The 17,137-nt window shown below is 64.8% G+C and carries 16 protein-coding genes; 9 read left to right on the forward strand and 7 right to left on the reverse strand.

The genetic code is table 11. From position 1 onward, the window contains the following. Positions 1-346: 346 nt before the first annotated feature. From AT302_RS25710 to AT302_RS25725, 4 genes are all read right to left on the reverse strand, one after another. Positions 347-2,854 (reverse strand): TonB-dependent siderophore receptor, encoded by a 2,508-nt coding sequence (locus AT302_RS25710; protein ID WP_058376414.1) that lies wholly within the window; start codon positions 2,852-2,854, stop codon positions 347-349. A gap of 211 nt (positions 2,855-3,065) precedes the next feature. Continuing rightward, the gene (locus AT302_RS25715; protein ID WP_058376415.1) at positions 3,066-4,052 is read right to left on the reverse strand and encodes a FecR domain-containing protein; all 987 of its coding nucleotides are present in this window, start codon (positions 4,050-4,052) and stop codon (positions 3,066-3,068) included. Then, positions 4,049-4,561 (reverse strand): sigma-70 family RNA polymerase sigma factor, encoded by a 513-nt coding sequence (locus tag AT302_RS25720; protein WP_058376416.1) that lies wholly within the window; start codon positions 4,559-4,561, stop codon positions 4,049-4,051. Before AT302_RS25720 ends, AT302_RS25715 begins: the two co-directional genes overlap by 4 nt. 180 nt (positions 4,562-4,741) lie before the next feature. Beyond that, the gene (locus tag AT302_RS25725; protein ID WP_058379950.1) at positions 4,742-5,365 is read right to left on the reverse strand and encodes a M24 family metallopeptidase; all 624 of its coding nucleotides are present in this window, start codon (positions 5,363-5,365) and stop codon (positions 4,742-4,744) included. Positions 5,366-5,737: 372 nt separating this feature from the next. On the opposite strand from AT302_RS25725, the gene AT302_RS25730 reads away from it, so the two are divergent. Beyond that, entirely contained in the window at positions 5,738-6,706 is a 969-nt protein-coding gene (locus AT302_RS25730; RefSeq protein WP_058376417.1) for a GlxA family transcriptional regulator, read from the forward strand. Between the two features lie 50 nt (positions 6,707-6,756). Here AT302_RS25730 and AT302_RS25735 read toward each other — a convergent pair whose 3' ends face one another. The 3 genes from AT302_RS25735 to AT302_RS25745 all read right to left on the reverse strand — a co-directional run bounded on the left by AT302_RS25735 (position 6,757) and on the right by AT302_RS25745 (position 10,403). Continuing rightward, positions 6,757-8,178, reverse strand: coding sequence for a 2-hydroxycarboxylate transporter family protein (locus AT302_RS25735; protein WP_084656474.1), 1,422 nt, complete (start codon positions 8,176-8,178; stop codon positions 6,757-6,759). A gap of 81 nt (positions 8,179-8,259) precedes the next feature. Beyond that, the gene (locus AT302_RS25740; RefSeq protein ID WP_058376418.1) at positions 8,260-9,495 is read right to left on the reverse strand and encodes a CaiB/BaiF CoA transferase family protein; all 1,236 of its coding nucleotides are present in this window, start codon (positions 9,493-9,495) and stop codon (positions 8,260-8,262) included. A 23-nt stretch (positions 9,496-9,518) separates the two neighbouring features. Beyond that, on the reverse strand, positions 9,519-10,403 hold the full coding sequence (locus AT302_RS25745; RefSeq protein WP_058376419.1) for an HpcH/HpaI aldolase/citrate lyase family protein: 885 nt from the start codon (positions 10,401-10,403) through the stop codon (positions 9,519-9,521). 103 nt (positions 10,404-10,506) lie between these two features. Here AT302_RS25745 and AT302_RS25750 point away from each other — a divergent pair, with 103 nt between their 5' ends. From AT302_RS25750 to AT302_RS25785, 8 genes are all read left to right on the forward strand, one after another. After that, entirely contained in the window at positions 10,507-11,379 is an 873-nt protein-coding gene (locus AT302_RS25750) for a LysR substrate-binding domain-containing protein (RefSeq protein ID WP_058376420.1), read from the forward strand. Positions 11,380-11,500: 121 nt separating this feature from the next. Next, positions 11,501-12,508, forward strand: a complete 1,008-nt coding sequence (gene paaA / locus AT302_RS25755) for a 1,2-phenylacetyl-CoA epoxidase subunit PaaA (protein WP_058376421.1) — start codon at positions 11,501-11,503, stop codon at positions 12,506-12,508. A gap of 87 nt (positions 12,509-12,595) precedes the next feature. Further along, entirely contained in the window at positions 12,596-12,892 is a 297-nt protein-coding gene (gene paaB / locus AT302_RS25760; RefSeq protein WP_058376422.1) for a 1,2-phenylacetyl-CoA epoxidase subunit PaaB, read from the forward strand. A gap of 49 nt (positions 12,893-12,941) precedes the next feature. Then, on the forward strand, positions 12,942-13,745 hold the full coding sequence (gene paaC, locus AT302_RS25765) for a 1,2-phenylacetyl-CoA epoxidase subunit PaaC (protein WP_058376423.1): 804 nt from the start codon (positions 12,942-12,944) through the stop codon (positions 13,743-13,745). A 20-nt stretch (positions 13,746-13,765) separates the two neighbouring features. After that, positions 13,766-14,365: a 1,2-phenylacetyl-CoA epoxidase subunit PaaD gene (gene paaD, locus AT302_RS25770; protein WP_157125878.1), complete on the forward strand. Its 600-nt coding sequence runs from the start codon at positions 13,766-13,768 to the stop codon at positions 14,363-14,365. Positions 14,366-14,415: 50 nt separating this feature from the next. Further along, positions 14,416-15,504: a 1,2-phenylacetyl-CoA epoxidase subunit PaaE gene (paaE, locus tag AT302_RS25775; RefSeq protein WP_058376424.1), complete on the forward strand. Its 1,089-nt coding sequence runs from the start codon at positions 14,416-14,418 to the stop codon at positions 15,502-15,504. A gap of 161 nt (positions 15,505-15,665) precedes the next feature. Then, positions 15,666-16,463, forward strand: coding sequence for a DUF1835 domain-containing protein (locus AT302_RS25780; RefSeq protein WP_058376425.1), 798 nt, complete (start codon positions 15,666-15,668; stop codon positions 16,461-16,463). Positions 16,464-16,472: 9 nt separating this feature from the next. Next, a complete protein-coding gene (locus AT302_RS25785) occupies positions 16,473-17,129 on the forward strand; it encodes a TetR/AcrR family transcriptional regulator (protein ID WP_058376426.1) in 657 nt (218 codons plus the stop codon). Positions 17,130-17,137 lie beyond the last annotated feature (8 nt).

Genomic DNA, 17,137 nt, shown 5'->3' on the forward strand with positions numbered 1-17,137 from the left:
CGACGGCACACCACACGTGGCTGACTGGCGCACTACCGTCGCGGGCGCCTTTACGCTGCTGCCCAGCGACGATCTGCTGTGGGCTTGCGGCCCCGCCGCTCACCCCTATGTATGTCCAGCGTCGCGCCATACCTGTCCTTTGGCCGCAACGCCGTCGCGGGCGCCTTCACGACGGCTCTCGGCGATGAGCTGCTGTGAGCTTGCTGAACAGTCACCCGCCAACATTCCCACCACCAAAATAATAACCGCCGCCCCGATAAGATCGGAGGCGGCGGCCTTTACGAACCCGGTTGCACCTGCCCACCGAACGCTCAACCCTCGCGCAACCCGAGTTCCCCCGGTGCGATCAAAACTCGAACGTCGCCGACAGTGTTGCCGAGCGGGCGTCGCCCACGGCCACGAAGTACTGGCTCGCGCTCGACGGGTAATACGTCTTGTTGAACACGTTCTTCACATTGAACTGGAAGTGCACCGGCTGACGGCCGATCTTCGTGTCGTAGGTGGCGAACACATCCGCCACGAAGTACGCGGGCAGCGTGAAGCTGTTGGCCGAATCCCCCGGGCGCGACCCGATATACCGGCCCACCGCGCCCAAGCGCAAATTGCCGCTGCCGTCGCCCAACACCGGTCCCCAGTCATACACCCCTGCGAGCGACGCCGTATGCCGCGCCACGTTGGCCAGCGTGTTGCCGGTGTAGAGCGGGTCGTCCGTGGTCTTTGCATCGATGAACGCATAGCTGGCAATCACGTTCCAGCGTTGCCCGATACGCCCCGACACGTCGAGCTCCAGCCCGCGCGAGCGCGCCGCGCCCGACGTACGCCAGTCGATCAGCTTGGTCGCATCGTTGAACTGCGAGACCAGCACGTTGCGCTTGTTGATGTTGAACAGCGCCACCGTCCCGGTCAGCCCGTTCGGCATGTCGAGCTTTGCGCCGACTTCAAACGACTTGGCATGCTCCGGCGCCACGTTCGAGTCGATCACCACGCCACTAGAGAGCGGTGCGATCGTCGACGTCGGCTTGAGCGACTCCGAGTAACTGCCATACAACGACAAATAGTTGGTCGCCTTATAGACGGCACCCGCGCGCGGCAGCCACTTCGAGTCGGAGATATTCGTGTTGACCTGGAACGGACGCCCCTTGCCGGCCAACTGGCTGTACGTAAGCAAACGCAAGCCGCCCACGAGAATCCAGCGGTCGGTCACGTGAATCGCGTCCTGAAAGAACAGCGACGCGTCGTGCAGCGTATCTGTCTGGTCGCTATCGGCCGCAGACACCGTCGTCGGAATCACCTCGCACCCATACACCGGGCTCAGATAGTTGAACTTGCACGTCGACGCCTGCCGGATCAGGTCTCGACGATAGATGCGCCGATATTCCCAATCGCCCCCGAACTGCACATCGTGACGCATGCCGGCCAGTTGCGCGCGGCCGTCGAGATACGCGATGCCGTAACTATCAGTGCTATCCGAGCCGCGCGTGCCGTCGTTGCTGCGCGAAATGATGCCGGTCTTCGTGTTGATGCCGTTCACGCGCAACTGCGTCGCGTCGTACGTTTCGGTGTTGTAGCTGTAGCCGAAGTGCGCCTTCCAGTCGGGGTTGAACTGATGATCGACCGTGATCTGCGCCAGATGCGACTGCCCGGTCATCTCGTTATGCACGTCGTCCAGACGCTCCCGCGGCGAGATTGCCAACGGCTTGTTGGTCGTCGGATCGATCACGGTGCCCCGGTCGAACGGCGTCAGGAAGTTGCGGTATTCGTACGACAGCACGACCTGCGTGTCACGTCCGTAGTAAGCGAGCGTCGGGGCGACCAGCGTCTCGCGCTGCGAGCCGAAGTTACGCCAGTACTGCTGGTTGTTCTGGTCGACGACCAGCCGGTAAGCCAGCCCCGAGTCACCGATCGGCCCCGTGGTGTCGAGCGTTTCTTCCACGCCGTTCTTGCCGTGACCATACGTCGTGCCGGCCACGCTCACCGCCGTATAAGGCTTGAGCAACGGACGCTTGCTCACCACGTTGATCACACCGCCCGGGTCCATGATCCCGTAAAGCAACGACGACGGTCCCTTGAGCACTTCGACCGCATCGGCATTCGCGTTCAGCCCGCGCCCCTGCACCAGCGGCATGCCGTTGTGCATGATCGAGCCGTCGCGATTGCCGCCGAAGCCGCGCTTGAGCAGCGTATCTTGCGTGCCCGCCAGCGTATTGCCCTGCACGATACCGCTCACGTTGATGAGCGCATCGTCGAGCGTGCGGGCGCGCTGATCGGCCAGCACTTGCTGCGGCACCACGTTGATCGCCTGCGGAATGTCGAGAATGGGTGCGTCGGCGCGCGCAATGCCGGCATCGGCGGGCGTGCGGTAAGCGTCCGTCCATGCCTGCCCCTGAACATGCGTCGTGGGCAAAGCCACGTCGCCCGACCCGCCGCCTGCGGCCAGCGTAGCCGCCGCCGGCGCGCCTTGCGGCACCAACGTGAAGCCCGCACCTTGCGGCGATGCAACGAGGCCCGTCCCGGCCAGTACCTGACCGAAGGCGGTCGGCACATCGAACCTGCCCTGCACGCCGGGGCTCTGCCGACCCGCCGTCAGCGACGGCGCATACGTGAGCAGAATGCCCGCCTCGCGGCCGAAGCGCGTCAATACCGCGTCGAGTCCACCAGCCGGAATGTCATACACGCGGCTCGTGGCGGCTGCCTGAGTGGCAGCGGTCGACTGCGTTTGCTGTGCTTGCGCGACACCCGCGCTGAGTGCGGACGCGAACGTCACTGCAACGGCAAGACAAACGTGCCGAGGGCGCGCGCCCAGCGGCATCCGGCGGCGCGCAACGGCGAGGGAATCGGGAAAAGCAACGGCCATGATGTGATATCTCGTTCAGGCAATAGACAGAAGGTTTCACTTCCCTTGTCACGCGAGATGTACAAAACAGCTCACTGGCCGGACAAAATTTTGAAAAAAGTGGAAAAAGACTCAGGCGACGGGTCAACGCGCACGCGAGAGCGCATGACAAACCGCACCAAGATCGACGGTAAAACGTGAAGCGGGTAAGGCCGCGCCCGTTCAGTCCAGTTCAAGCCCGCGGCCCCACGCTCACCCAGTAGCGCGTGACCGACGCCACCGTCACCGGCAGCGCGTGCGGCAGCACCGCGAGAATGGCGTCGATGTCGCCGAGCGGATACGTGCCCGATACCCGCAGCGCCGCCACGGCCGGATCACAGCGCAGATACCCGCGTCGATATCGCGACAGCTCCGCGAGAAACGTATCCAACCGCATGTCGACGGCGACGAGCATGCCATCCGTCCATGCGCCGTCACCGTCCTCAAGCGCGGTGAGCGGCTCAATCGTGTGCGCAGTGAACTCCGCCTGCTCTCCCGCCTGCACGATGCGCTCGACGTGCGGCGCGCCCTGCGGCATGACACGCACCGCCCCCTCGAAGACCTGCACGCGCCCGCCCGCGTCGTCCTGACGGACGGCAAAACGCGTCCCCAACGGCTGCAACGTCGCCTGCGCCGTCGTCACGACCAACGGCCGGGGCGGTACGTGTCCGGCGTCCTTGCCAGTCGTCACCATCACTTCGCCATCCACAAGCGCGATGCGGCGCGTCGAGCCATCCATGGATAAACGGACCGCACTACGCGTATTGAGAACCAACGTCGTCCCATCCGCCAGACGCAGCGTACGGCGCTCGCCGACGCCCGTACGCGTATCCGCGCGCAACCGCTGCACGGCGCGCGGGTCCGTCGCGAGCCACACTCCACCGCCGACAAACAGCGCCCCGGCAATCGCCTTGATGGCCGTGCGCCGTGCCCGCGAGCGGGGTGCGCGAAGCGCCGCCTGCGCCACGGCCGCGCCCAACGTATCGGACACATGCCGCATACGGTGGTTGGCGCTCTCAATATGCCGCCACGCGCGTTCGTGATCGGGATGCGCCTCACGCCAACGCACGCAGGCCGCGCGCAACGTTTCAGTGGCGTCGCCGCCATGCAGCGTCACCCACCACTCGACGGCCTGCTGCGCGATGCCGGGCGCGAACCCTTGCGCCGTCGTCCGCGTCATGCCGCCTCCATCGCGAAGAAGCACTGCGTACCGGCACGCACCAGATAGCGTTTGACGGTCGCGAGCGAGATGCCCAGTTCGGCCGCAATCTCGGCATGAGACAGGCCATCGAGCTGGGCCAGCAGAAAGGCGCGTTTGACCGGGGGAGGTAGACCGTCGAGACAGCGATCGATCTCAAGCAGCGTCTCGAGCACGATGGCGCGCTCTTCTGGTGAAGGGGCGACGGCTTCGGGCTGCTGGGCCAGCGCTTCGAGATACGCGCGCTCGATCTGTTCGCGACGCCAGTAGTTATAGAGAACACGCTGCGCCACCGTGGTCAGGAAAGCGCGCGGCGACGCGAGCATGCGTGGCGGGTCGCGTTCGAGCAGCCGGATGAACGTGTCGTGCGCAAGATCGGCCGCCCGATGCGAGCAACCGGTCTTGCGATGCAGCCAGCCGTGAAGCCAGCCGTGATGGTCGTTATAGAGTCCCAGCAACGCGTCGCGTTGCAGCGTGTCGTCGGCGGGCATGCGCCCCTCCTGTCCCCGGGCCAGGTGTGGCCGAAAGGCTCAGGCACCCGCGTTGCAAATGAGAATCGTTCGCAGTATAGCAAACTAGTCCCGGGGGCGACGCACGATCAATAACGCACGAACGGGGGCGTCGCGCGGGCGCGACGATCCGTCATCTATCAAGCACAGATCAGGAGTCGATCAGTAGTAGGTATCGTCGAGCAGCATGTCCTCGAAGAACGCGCCGAAGCGTTGCTGCGGGTCGCGCAGGTGGATTTCCAGAATCCAGCGCATCGCCGAAGGGGTGGTCTCGAAGTCGGCGAGCGAGCCCGTATGAATGGCGGCATGCGGGAAGTCCGATACGCGATGCCCCGGCAGGTCGAAGTTCAGTTCCCAGCCCATGCGTTTCGCCACCTCGTCGGCATAGGCATACAGCGCCTGCCCCGATACGCCATCGCGCAGCCACTTGCCGCGCACGTCGTGGAACAGCGCTTGCGCGTCGTGCGCGCAGCGTGCGTGCCCAGCGTGCTCGCCCACGACAAAGCTCGCGCCGCCATCGCCTTCCCACGCTTCGAAGCGCGGGGCGATGTCGATGAAGAAGATGTCGTTCTCGCCCAGCACCACACCCGGCGTGGACGGCTGACGCATGGGCTTGAGCGTGTTCTCACCCAAGCGCACCCGCGTCGGATGCCAGCTCAGTTCGAGGCCAGCGGCCGCGAGCACGCCTTTGGCCATCGCGACCGCATCTTCTTCCACCATGCCCGGCTTCACTTGACTCGCGATGTCGGCGATGGCCGCACGTGTCTTGTGACGCGCCATCAACATGCCGTCGACCGAGAACGCTGGGCCGACGCGCTCGGCGAGCGACGCATCGTCCGGATAGCGCACGCGGGGCGCATCGTTGGCCGCCGCCCCGCCTGTCGTCGCGGACGGTGCGCAGGGCGTTGGAGCATTCGGGGAAATCGGGGAAGTCGCAGTTTTGGCGTTGTGCATCGATGCCTCTCGGGGGGAAACGCAGCGGCCCATGCCGCCGTCGATGTCACCGATTGTGCGAACGCTGCCTTTGGATGCCACGCGACCCGAGCGGCCCGATTCTGCCAAACCGAGGCCCCTTCGCGCCAACAGCGGGGCGTGATCGGCTCATCTGACCGCTTTCTGCCAAAATGCAGCGCATTACTGCCAGAGCGCCCCTTTGCCATGATCCGGAATGTCGCCTTGCTGGTTTTTCCCGGCGTGCAATCGCTCGATGTGAGCGGCCCGCTCGATGTCTTCGCGGAAGCAAACCGCTTTCTGCTGCCCGGCGACCACTATCAGACGGAAGTCATCGGCACCCAGCACGGACCGATTGCCTGTTCGAACGGCATGACGATTCTGCCGCGCCGTCACTATCAGGAAGCGGGCGGACATCTCGACTTGCTGCTGGTGGCGGGCGGCCCGTCGCTGCTGACCGACGATCTCGGCCCCAACGTGTCGCGCTGGCTGCACGACGCCACGCCGCGCGCCCGCCGCTTCGGCTCGATTTGCAACGGCGCGCTGGTGCTGGCCGCCGCCGGACTGCTCGACGGCAAGCGCGTGACCACCCACTGGAACGACGTTGACGTGCTGGCCGAGCGCGCCCCCGGCGCCCGCATCGAGGCCGACCGGCTCTTCGTTCAGGACGGGAATCTGTACACGTCAGCGGGCGTGACGGCGGGCATCGACTTATCGCTGCACCTTCTCGCGCAGGATCACGGACAAGAGGTGGCACTCAACGTGGCGAAGCGGTTAGTGGTGTTCACGCAGCGCGCTGGCGGTCAGTCGCAGTTCAGCCCGTACCTCACGCCCTACGCGGAACCGAATTCCCCGGTCGCACAGGTGCAGCAATTCGTGCTGGAACATCTGGCCGAGCCGCTGTCGGTCGGTGATCTGGCCGCGGTGGCCAAGATGAGTGTGCGGAATTTCTCGCGGGTGTTTGCGCGCGACGCGGGCGTAACGCCCGCCGACTTCGTGAGCGCCGCCCGCATCGACGCCGCGCGCGTCATGCTGGAGAACGGCAACGCACCGCTCAAGACCGTGGCATGGCAATGCGGCTTCGGCGATCCGCACAACATGCGCAAGGTGTTTCAGCGCCGCTTCGGGGTGTCGCCTCAGCAGTACCGCGAACATTTCGGGCAGCCGCAGGACTGAAACACCGCCCGCGGCCTGCTGCCCGCCACTCCGGCATTCGTGCCAGTCAATCAGTGCCAGTAGGAAAACGCCGCCAGCGACGTCATCACGACAATCGCGCCGCCGATACGAGTGGCGATCTGTGCGAAGGGCATCAGCGCCATGCGATTCGCCGCCGTGAGAATCGCCACATCGCCGGTGCCGCCCAAGCCGCTGTGCGTCACGTTGACGATGGCCGCTTCCACCGGATACATCCCCACCCATTTCGCCACGACGAACCCGGTGACCGCCAGCGACAGCACCGTCGAGACAGCCGTCACGATGTTGATCCAGTGAAATGCCGTGACGATCTCGCCCCACGGCGTCATCGCGACGCTGATGGCGAACATCAGCGGGTACGTGACCGCGGTCGAGAAGAAGCTGTACATAAAACGCGCCCCGCCCCGCACGCGCGGCGACACAATCTGGAACAACTGCGCGATCACCACGAACACGAGCATCACCACGGGCGCCGGCCAGTTGAACCACTGATGGCTCAGCACCCCCAGCAAGTACAGGGCAATCGCCGTGCCGCCTGCGGCCGCCAGACTCGAGGCATCGAAACTCTGCGACGACTCGTCTTGCGCCGCGAGCGCCTCACCCGCTGGCGTGACCGTCAGTTGGCCGTAGCCAGTGAGCTTCGGCTTGCGCGTGCCCAGATAGCTCAGCAACCCCGCCAGACAGATCGCCGAGATGTTGCCGAGCATTGCGGCCGAGAGTGCCTGCGCGAAGAGCGGCCCCTGTTCCACACCGAGAATCTGCGCGTAGCCCGCCGAGAGCGGCAACGCGCCTTCGCCGACCCCGCCCGCCATGATCGGCACGACGATGTAGAAGAACGCCTGCTTCGCCTCCAGACCCAGTGCCGTGCCGACCGACGTGCCGACAATGGCCGCGACGAATGAACCACTCGCCAGTGGAATAAAGATGCGAACGAAGCCTTTCACCAGCGTGCGCCGGTCCATGCTCAATACGCTGCCGACAATGATCGCGGCGATAAACAGGTAGAGGAAATTGGAGCTCTTGGTGAACGTGGTGACCGCCTTCGTCACCGGTGCGGGCATGAGGCCGTAATAGACCATCGCCGACGGGATGAACGCCGCAAAGATCGACGTCGCGCCGATGTGACGCACCCACGGAATGCGCTTGGCCAGCTCGGCACACGTGAAGCCGCCGACGGCGACGAGCGCGATGCCGGTGGGCAGATCGGCGGCGAGCTTGCCGTTGTGCGTCATTGCCGCGAGGATCGCCACGAGCGCGAGATACACCGGCAACGGCAACGCACCGATGCGCAGGTCGAACACCGCCCACCAGCGCTCGCGCAGCGACATCACGCTGCCGCTTGCAGCACCGGCGCCGTCCGTCGTGCCCGAGGGCTTGGGCGTCGTCGCCCCGGCCCTCGACTGGGTCTGCACGGATGCCCTTGCCGCCTCAGCGCGCGTGGTTACCGTTTCCATGGATTTGTCTCCGTTCATCTTTCTTATATAAGGCGCGCAGCCTTGCGAATCCGATCGCCTGTCGCGCGCGGGGGGATTCGCTTACTGCACCGCCTCTGTCTTACGCAGCGCGGCAATGTCGGTGTCCGTCAGGCCGAGATCGCGCAGCACTTCATCGGAATGCTGGCCGAAGGCAGGCGCGGCGCGCGATACCGGCGCGTTGCCGTCATGACTGGCGCCCGCACCAAACCGGATCGGCTGCCGGAAACCGCGATAACCCAGATCGCCGTTCGGCCCGGCATAGGTGTAGTGCTGCACCATTGCTTCGGCGTCGACCTGCGGATCGTCGAACATGTCTTCGATGCGACGCGCGGCCGCGCAGGGCACGGCATCGCCAAAGATCGTCTCCCACTCGCGCGCACCATGCGCCTGCAACGCGGCGTGCAACTGCGGCACGATCTCGTCGCGATGCTGCGCGCGCTTGCGCACGGAATCGTAGCGCTCGTCGGCGGCCAGTGCAGCCATGCCCGTCTTTTCGCACAGCGCCTGCCAGAAGTGCGGCGTGTTGGCCGAGATATACAGATAGCCGTCGCGCGTGGGATGGATGCCGGTAATGCCGCCGGAGCGCATATCGCGACCGACGTCACGCGGTTCGTCATCGGCCCAGATCATGCGGGCAGACTGCATCGCCAGCGCGCTGCGCAGCAACGACACGCCCACGTACTGCCCCTGACCGGTGCGCTCGCGGGCGAATAACGCCGACGATACGCCCGCCGCTACCAGCGACGCCGCATAGTAGTCGACCACCGAGCCGTAGAGAATTTCAGGCGGACCGTCGGCCTTGCCCTGCATGGCGCACATGCCCGTCATGGTTTGCAGCACTTGGTCGTAACCGGCCTTGTCCTTGTTCGGGCCGGTCTCGCCGTAGCCGGTCACCGCGCAGTAGATCAGGCGCGGGTTCACTTCGCGCAGTTGTTCGTACGCGATGCCCAGCCGGGCGGGCACGCTGGGGCGGAAGTTGTGGACGAGTACGTCGGCCGATTCGACCAAACGGCACAGCACGGCAAGTGCTTCCGGCTGCTTGAGATCGAGCACCAACCCACGCTTACCGCGATTGACACCGAGAAAAGCGCGGCTCTCGCTGGCAAGCGTCGACGGGTATTTACGCAGATTGTCGCCTGTGGGCGGTTCGATTTTGATGACTTCGGCCCCTTGGTCGGCGAGCAACGTGCAGCCATAGGGGCCTGCGATGTAGGCGCTCAGGTCAAGCACACGGACGCCGTCGAGTGGGCCGGAGGCGGTGGTGGCCGTCGCGTCATGGGTGACGGCGGAAGACAAAACGGATTCTCGTTTCATAGCCGTCAGTTCACCGGCTGCTCGTCGCGCAACAAGCCCATGCGGCGGGCATTGCTCACCAGCGCGCGGGCGCGTTCGACAAACGGCACATCGATCATTTTTCCGTCGACGACATACGCGCCTACGCCGTCGCGGGCCGCCGTGCGTGCAGCATCGACCACGCGCACGGCATGGGCGATCTCTTCATCGGAAGGACGGAATACGTCGTTGGCGAGTGCAATCTGACTCGGATGGATGCAGCTCTTGCCGAGGAAACCCATCGCTTTTGCGAGCTGCGCTTCGGCGCGAAAGCCCGCTTCGTCCTTAATGTTGGCGAAGGCGGAGTCGTAAGCAAAAACGCCCGCCTCACCGGCGGCCATGCGCAGCGCAAACATGGCTTGCGAGATCGCGGCGGCTTCGCGACGTGCCACGCCCAGCGGCTCGAACAGATCGCCGAGACCCAGTTGCAACCCGGCCACGCGCGGATGCGCCGTTGCGAGTTCAGCGGCGCGGCGCAGGGCCTGCGGCGATTCGATATTCAGCAGCAAACGCACGGGCGTCGTGACGCCGTTGGCGCGTTCGGCCTGTTCGATGCGTTCTGCGGCGGCGAGCACGTCGTCGGCGCGTTCGGGCTTGGGCAGATTGATGAGTGCGACGCCGTTCTGCACGACGGCATCGATGTCGTCGCCGAAGTACGCGGTATCGAGCGGATTCACGCGCACGATCAATTGCTTGTCGGCGTGGGCGGGACCCGGCGTACGCAGCCAGTCACGCAATGTGTTGCGCGCGTCGTGCTTGCGCTCGGGGGCGACGGAATCTTCCAGATCGAACGACAGGGCGTCGGCCGCACTGGCGAGCGCCTTGGCGAAGAGCTCCGGCCGCGATGCGGGCACGAAGAGTTTGCTTCTCATGTCTCCAGTCCTTGCTTTCTTCTGACTGGAAATGAGTCTAAGTGCCGCCTAGCTTTAGATAAACTATCCGCACCTATCTTAAAAGCATAGAAAATCTATCGTCATGGATACCGCCTTTCTTGCCAATCTTCTGCTCGTGGTCGATAGCGGCTCGATGGCCGAAGCCGCGCGCCGCATCGGCGTGACGCCTGCGGCCATCGCGCAACAGGTGCAGGCGCTCGAGCGCGAACTCGGGGTGCCGTTGCTGGTGCGCGCGGGGCGCACGGTCATTCCGACGGAGGCCGGACATCGGGTGATTGAGAAAGCGCGGGCGCTGGTGCGCGAGGCGGCCGAGCTCCGGGCCGTGGCGCTGACCGACGAGCCTTCGGGCGAACTTCGAATCGGCACCATTACGACGGCGCTGCTCAGTTTGCTGCCCGACGTGCTGGCGAACTTCTCGACGGCGTTTCCGCAAGCCAAGGTGCTGATTCGTGCGGGCACGTCGATGGAGCTGTACGAGACGCTGCAACGCGGCGATCTGGATGTGGCGATCTGCCTGCATCCGCCGTTTGCGCTGCCCAAGGCGTACGACTGGCACTTGCTGCGCGAGGAGCCGATCGTGGTGCTGGCGCCGTCGCATCTGGCGGATGAAGACCCCCATTCCTTGCTGCGGCGCGAGCCGTTCATTCGCTATGACCGGTCGCTGGGCGGCGGCAAGCAGGCGGACCAGTACCTGCGCGCGGCGAAGATCGCGCCGAACGAATTGTTCGAACTGAACTCGCTGATGGCCATCGCCATGATGGTGGACCGCCGGCTGGGCGTGTCGCTCGTGCCCGATATCGTCTCACCGCTCACCAGTGGCCTGAATGTCGTGCGTCTGCCGCTGCCGGTCCCCGTCGAGCGTCGTCGGTTCGGCTTGCTGTGGCACCGGGCGTCGCCCCGGGCCCGGCTAATCAAGGGGTTGATGGCCTGTGCGGCTGAGGTGATCGAGGCGTGATCGGGAGGTAAACGCCTGCCCCCAATCGCCCCCGTCATCTCATGGAAAACATTTATTGACCGACCGGCCGGTCGGTTTATAATGCGTTCCATATCCCCATATGCCGCGGAGGCCTTCCTCTATGTATACGCAAGCCATCGATCTGGCCGGCAACAGCCCCAAGGGCGTGCGCACCCTGAGCGAGACGGAGCAGCAGCAACAAGCCCGCTTCGACGCGCGCATGGCCGCCGATCAGAAGATCGAGCCGCAGGACTACATGCCCGTCGAGTACCGCAAGACGCTCGTGCGCCAGATTTCGCAGCACGCGCACTCGGAAGTCGTCGGCATGCTGCCGGAAGGCAACTGGATTTCGCGCGCACCCAGCCTCAAGCGCAAAGCGATCCTGCTGGCCAAGGTGCAAGACGAAGCCGGCCACGGTCTCTATCTCTATTCCGCCGCTGAAACCCTCGGCACGTCGCGCGACCAGATGATCGACGCGCTGCACTCGGGCAAGGCCAAGTACTCCAGCATCTTCAATTACCCCACGCTCACGTGGGCCGACGTCGGCGTGATCGGCTGGCTGGTCGATGGCGCCGCCATCATGAACCAGGTGCCGCTGTGCCGCTGCTCGTACGGCCCGTATGCGCGCGCGATGATTCGCGTCTGTAAGGAAGAGTCGTTCCATCAGCGTCAGGGCTTCGACGCCCTGCTCTCGATGATGAACGGCACGCAGGCCCAGCGCGACATGGTGCAAGAAGCCGTCAACCGCTGGTGGTGGCCGGTGCTGATGATGTTCGGCCCGAGCGATAAGGAATCGATCCACAGCGCGCAGACCATGAAGTGGGGCATCAAGCGCATTTCGAACGACGACCTGCGTCAGAAGTTTGTCGATGCCGCCATCGAACAGGCCCGCGTGCTCGGCGTGACCTTCCCCGATCCGGATCTGAAGTGGAATGAAGCCCGCAAGGCCCACGACTACGGCGAGATCGACTGGTCGGAATTCTGGCGTGTCGTGAACGGCGAAGGCCCGTGCAACAAGGAACGTGTGGGCACCCGCGTGGCCGCTCACGACAACGGCGCCTGGGTGCGCGACGCTGCCCTCGCCCATGCGGCGAAGCAACGTCAGCGCGCCGAAAAACAAGCCGCCTGAACAAGCTGCCCGAATCAGCCGCCCGGCCAGTCACATGAACCAGCGGCAACCCCACAGACACGCGGGACGCCCCGCACAGGAACGATCATGACGCAAGCAAGCAACAAGGAATGGCCCCTCTGGGAAGTGTTCGTGCGCAGCAAGATGGGCCTCGAACACAAGCACAGCGGCAGCCTGCACGCCGCCGACGCCGAAATGGCGCTGCGCATGGCGCGCGACGTCTACACGCGCCGTCAGGAAGGCGTGAGCCTCTGGGTCGTGCCCTCGGCCGCCATCACAGCTTCGGCACCGGAAGACAAGGCCGAACTGTTCGACCCGGCCGCCGACAAAATCTACCGCCACCCGACCTTCTATCAGTTGCCGGAAGAAGTGAACCACATGTAAGTGGCTGCGCGCCGTCTGTCACGGCGCGCCCCGAGCGAGACACCAGAACATGAAACCGACGCAGGAACACCTGTCCTATCTGCTGCGCCTTGCCGACAACGCGCTGATCCTCGGTCAGCGCAACGCGGAATGGTGCGGTCACGGCCCCGTGCTCGAAGAAGACATCGCGCTCACCAACCTGAGCCTAGATCTGATCGGCCAGGCGCGCATGCTCTATCAACACGCCGCCAAGCTCGAAACCGAACTCACCGGCCTCACCAAGCAAGAAGACGACTACGCCTTCTGGCGCGACGAATTCGCGTTCCGTAACTGGACCCTCGTCGAACTGCCGCATTACGGCCCGACCGCCGGCACTTCGGCCGCCGAGCGTGACTACGCCGTAACGATCGTGCGCAACTTCCTGTACTCGGCCCTGATGGTCGAAGTCTGGCAAGCGCTGGCGCAATCGGGCGACGCCGAACTGGCCGCCATCGCCGCAAAGTCGGTCAAGGAAGCGCATTACCACCTGCATCACGCCCGCGACTGGCTGGTGCGTTTTGGTGACGGCACGGAAGAATCGCACCGTCGCGCACAAGCCGCCCTCGACTACCTGATGCCGTACATGAACGAAATCTTCAAGCGCGATGCGCTCGAAGACGCCGCTGCTGCGGCCGGCACGGGGGTGACCATGTCCGAGCTGAAGGATGCATGGCAGGCCGTCGTGACCGACGCGCTCGACGAAGCCACGCTTAGCGCACCGGCCGCCGGCGCGTTCGAGAGCACGGGCAAGTTCGGCCATCACTCCGAGCACATGAGCTATCTGCTCGGCGAGATGCAGGTCATCGCGCGTCAGCATCCCGGCGCGAGCTGGTAACTGATAACGCGACGCCCACCATGCACACGCACCTCGACACGATCATGAATCTGCCGCTCACCCCGCCCGTCGCCCCCGACGTGCTGACGCCGGCATCGGAAGCCTCGCTGCCGCTCGCGTGGCAGACGCTCGAATCGGTGCCCGATCCCGAGATTCCGGTCGTGTCGATTCGCGAACTCGGCATTCTGCGCGACGTGCGCGTGGTGCAGAACGCGGAAGACGTGACGTCGTTCGAGATCGTGATTACGCCGACGTACTCGGGGTGTCCGGCCATGCAGCAGATCGCCGAAGACATCGACGCCGCGATGACACGCGCGGGCCTCGGCCCGTGGCACATCAAGACCGTGCTGGCGCCCGCGTGGACCACCGACTGGATCAGCCCGGAGGCCCGCGAGAAGCTGCGCGGCTACGGCATTGCGCCGCCCACGGGCGCGCATGCGGTGGCCGCCGACGCGCCGCGCAAGATCACGTTCTACGGCCGCCCGAAAGACGGCGTGCCGTGCCCGCATTGCGGTTCAGCCGACACGGAAGTGGTATCGGCGTTCGGTTCGACCGCGTGCAAGGCGCATTACCGTTGCCGCACGTGCCGCGAGCCGTTCGACTACTTCAAGCCCTATTGATTGATCCGATTGATCCCGACCGGCGGGTGCCGGCGGCAAGGAAGCCCACGATGACGACCCCGCAATTCCATTCGCTGACCATTCGCGAAATCCGTCCCGAGACCGCCGACGCCATCTCGATCGCGTTCACCGTGCCGGATGCCCTGCGCGACGCCTACCGTTTCACGCAAGGCCAGTTCCTCACGCTCAAGACGCTGATCGAAGGCGAAGAAGCGCGCCGCTCGTACTCGATTTGCGTGGGCGTGCCCGACTACGAGGCGACCGGCGAATTGCGCGTGGGTATCAAGCGCGTGCCGGGCGGCAAGTTCTCGAACTTCGCCAACGATCAGTTGAAGCCGGGCCAGCAGATCGACGTGATGACGCCGGATGGCCGCTTCTTCACGCGTCTGTCGCCTGAGCATGCCAAGCATTACGTCGGCTTTGCCGGTGGCTCGGGTATCACGCCGATGCTCGCGCTCATCAAGACGACGCTGGCTTCTGAGCCGAACAGCCAGTTCACGCTCGTGTACGGCAACCGCTCGGTACCGGCCATCATGTTTGCCGAAGCGCTGGAAGACCTGAAGAACACGTATCTCGGCCGTCTGCGCCTGTACCACGTGCTCTCGGACGAGGCGCAGGAAGTCGAGTTGTTCAATGGCCTGCTCAATCAGGACAAGTGCTCGGCGTTTCTCGAGACGCTGATCCCGCCGTCGAGCATCGACGAAGCGTTCATCTGCGGCCCGGGCCCGATGATGGATGCCGCCGAAGCCGCGTTGGCCGCCGCTGGTGTCGCGAAGGAAAAGATCCACGTCGAGCGCTTCGGTGTGCCCACGTCGCAAGCCCCGGTGAAGCCGGTGGTGATCACCGACGACACGCCGATGGCCGAGCTGGTCGTCGTGATGGACGGCAAGGAGCGCCGCCTGCGTCAGCCGTACGAAGGCCAGAGCATTCTCGACACGGGTCTCGCGGCCGGACTCTCGCTGCCGTACGCCTGCAAGGGCGGCGTGTGCTGCACGTGCCGCGCCAAGGTGCTCGAAGGCGAAGTGGCAATGGAAAAGAACTACACGCTGGAAGATTACGAAGTCGAACAAGGTTTCGTGCTGACGTGCCAGGCACGTCCGCTGACGCAACGCGTAGTGGTCAGCTACGACGAGCGCTAAGCCCGCTGTTGGGCGCGCGGGGCGGCGAATTCCTTTGCCGCCCGGTGCGAACGCTCCGCCATCGCAACGGAATTTGCCTTGAAATGGTGCCAATGCGTCGATTATTCCCGGCATTACGGGAGCGTCAACCCGAGGTACCGGGAATACCGTAAACTACCGGCATGAATACCATCCATGTCGTCTGTGGCGATGTCGCCGCGCAGCAGTTACGCGCGGCGATGTCGCAAGCGCTTCGCGCCGACCCTGTCCTTGTCTTGCGTGACGATCTGGCCGTTGGCCCGTTGCGCGAAATCGACGAGAACGAGCGGCAACGCGCCGCCTTCTGGCAACGTGTCGTCCCCTCCGCCGGCCGCGATTATGCGGGTGAGCTGCGCGAGGAACTGGCATCGCTGCAACGGTTGGTCGAAGGCGACAACGCGGTGGTTTGCTGGCACGGCGACAGTGCGTCCGATCAGCTCACGTTGCGGCGCGTGGCGTTCATGCTGCGCAACACCCCCGCGCGACTGAATGAAATCGTGCTGCGCGCCACCGATCTGGCCCCGTCAGCCCAGACGGCGACGGCACAGGATGCCAATCGCCGCACCAGCGTCGGCATGTATGCCCCGGAAGTGCTGGCCGAGCGCTTCGCCCGTATCGCCCCGATTTCGCTGCTTCGGATCGGCCGGCTGTCACTGGAATGGCGGGCGCTCAAGCAAGTGAATACCCAAGTGCGCCGCTGGGTGCACAACACCTTCGAAGGCGCGACGTTTGCCGAGATCGACGATCAGATTCTCGATCGGGCACCGGTGACGTGGATGCCGATGGCCGCGTTTCTCGGTGAAATGATGCCGCGCGTGGAAGGTTTTTTCGCGACCGACAGTTTTCTGCTCTGGCGCTGCCGCGAACTCGGTGCGGCGGGCCGGCTCGCGTTGCGCGGCGACACCACCGTGCCCGCAGCGTGCGATCTACGACTGGAGTAACCCCCGTTTATGGCACGTACCAAGGCGCCCGACCACGAGTCGCAGCGCGAACAGATTCTCGATGTCGCCGCCGAGGCCTTTGCCCGCGCGAGCTATCCCAGCACGTCGATGTCGGAACTGGCCGCCGCCTGCGGCACGTCGAAAGCCCGTCTCTATCACTACTACGCAAGCAAGGACGCCATCCTGTTCGACCTGCTCGACCGCTACACGCAGCGGCTGATGCTGATCGTCACGGAAGTCGAAGCCCTTGGCCAGCGGCGCGGGCTCTCCGAGCGCGAAACGTTTCATGAACTGATCCGGGCGTTTCTCGACGAGTACGAGACCTCGCAGACGCGCCACATCGCGCTGCTCAACGACGTCAAATTCCTCAACGACGAACAACGCGAAGTGGTGCTCAACCGCCAGCGCGATGTGGTCGGCGCGTTCTCCCGTCAGCTCTCGCGCGCATTCCCTGAGCGCGTGGGCAAGCCCAACCAGACGGCGCTCACGATGATGCTGTTCGGCATGATCAACTGGACCTTCACGTGGCTCAAGCCGGGCGGGCGCATGCGCTACCGCGACTTCGCCGATGAGGTGATCGGTGTGCTCGAACACGGACTCGCCCAACCGCTCCCCGAGACGGCCGACCCGGCGGGCACCGCGACATCGGGCGCCGCGCAGGCCTGATTTTCACT

It is taken from the genome of Pandoraea norimbergensis, assembly GCF_001465545.3.
GTDB classification, from domain to species: Bacteria; Pseudomonadota; Gammaproteobacteria; order Burkholderiales; family Burkholderiaceae; genus Pandoraea; species Pandoraea norimbergensis.

Excerpts from the sequence above, each read along its gene's own strand:
- AT302_RS25710 (WP_058376414.1), bottom strand. The coding sequence starts at position 2,854 with ATGGCCGTTGCTTTTCCCGATTCCCTCGCCGTTGCGCGCCGCCGGATG.
- AT302_RS25715 (WP_058376415.1), bottom strand. The coding sequence starts at position 4,052 with ATGACGCGGACGACGGCGCAAGGGTTCGCGCCCGGCATCGCGCAGCAG.
- AT302_RS25720 (WP_058376416.1), bottom strand. The coding sequence starts at position 4,561 with ATGCCCGCCGACGACACGCTGCAACGCGACGCGTTGCTGGGACTCTAT.
- AT302_RS25725 (WP_058379950.1), bottom strand. The coding sequence starts at position 5,365 with ATGTTGATGGCGCGTCACAAGACACGTGCGGCCATCGCCGACATCGCG.
- AT302_RS25730 (WP_058376417.1), top strand. The coding sequence starts at position 5,738 with ATGATCCGGAATGTCGCCTTGCTGGTTTTTCCCGGCGTGCAATCGCTC.
- AT302_RS25735 (WP_084656474.1), bottom strand. The coding sequence starts at position 8,178 with ATGGAAACGGTAACCACGCGCGCTGAGGCGGCAAGGGCATCCGTGCAG.
- AT302_RS25745 (WP_058376419.1), bottom strand. The coding sequence starts at position 10,403 with ATGAGAAGCAAACTCTTCGTGCCCGCATCGCGGCCGGAGCTCTTCGCC.
- AT302_RS25750 (WP_058376420.1), top strand. The coding sequence starts at position 10,507 with ATGGATACCGCCTTTCTTGCCAATCTTCTGCTCGTGGTCGATAGCGGC.
- paaA (WP_058376421.1), top strand. The coding sequence starts at position 11,501 with ATGTATACGCAAGCCATCGATCTGGCCGGCAACAGCCCCAAGGGCGTG.
- paaB (WP_058376422.1), top strand. The coding sequence starts at position 12,596 with ATGACGCAAGCAAGCAACAAGGAATGGCCCCTCTGGGAAGTGTTCGTG.
- paaC (WP_058376423.1), top strand. The coding sequence starts at position 12,942 with ATGAAACCGACGCAGGAACACCTGTCCTATCTGCTGCGCCTTGCCGAC.
- paaD (WP_157125878.1), top strand. The coding sequence starts at position 13,766 with ATGCACACGCACCTCGACACGATCATGAATCTGCCGCTCACCCCGCCC.
- paaE (WP_058376424.1), top strand. The coding sequence starts at position 14,416 with ATGACGACCCCGCAATTCCATTCGCTGACCATTCGCGAAATCCGTCCC.
- AT302_RS25780 (WP_058376425.1), top strand. The coding sequence starts at position 15,666 with ATGAATACCATCCATGTCGTCTGTGGCGATGTCGCCGCGCAGCAGTTA.
- AT302_RS25785 (WP_058376426.1), top strand. The coding sequence starts at position 16,473 with ATGGCACGTACCAAGGCGCCCGACCACGAGTCGCAGCGCGAACAGATT.